Origin of the sequence: Mesorhizobium sp. M4B.F.Ca.ET.089.01.1.1, assembly GCF_004022605.1 — a bacterium.
In the GTDB taxonomy this organism is placed as follows: Bacteria; Pseudomonadota; Alphaproteobacteria; order Rhizobiales; family Rhizobiaceae; genus Mesorhizobium; species Mesorhizobium abyssinicae.
Genome location: NZ_RZOS01001450.1, coordinates 1 through 434, shown reverse-complemented (window position 1 = coordinate 434; position 434 = coordinate 1). Strand labels below are relative to the sequence as shown.

The following is a 434-nucleotide window of genomic DNA, read 5'->3' as shown; positions in this document are numbered from 1 at the left end:
GTGAAGAAGGGCGGCAGCGCGCACAAGAACACTGTCGTCACGCTGGTCGAGCGTGGCGGCAAGGCACGTTCCTTCCACGTGGATACTGCCCGCATGGGTAACGTCATGCCTATCGTCCGCGCCAACATCGCCCGCGAAAGCGCATTGATGACCGATGAGAGCGGTATCTATCGCCGCGCCAGCCAGGATTTCGCCTCGCACGAATTCGTCACGCACTCCAAGGACGAATACGTTCGCGGCAACGTCCACACCAACACGATTGAAGGCTATTTCTCGATCTTCAAGCGCGGCATGAAGGGCGTCTATCAGCATTGCGCCGAACACCATCTGCACCGCTATCTGGCGGAGTTCGATTTCCGCTACAGCAACCGCGTTGCCATGGGCATTGACGACAACGTTCGTTCGCTCATTGCCTTGAAAGGTGCCAAGGGCAA

At 58.1% G+C, this 434-nt stretch carries 1 protein-coding gene; it reads left to right on the top strand.

Translation table 11 applies throughout. The features are described 5' to 3' along the window. The coding region (locus tag EN780_RS37865; RefSeq protein ID WP_128276671.1) for an IS1595 family transposase at positions 1-434 on the top strand (434 nt) is incomplete at both ends.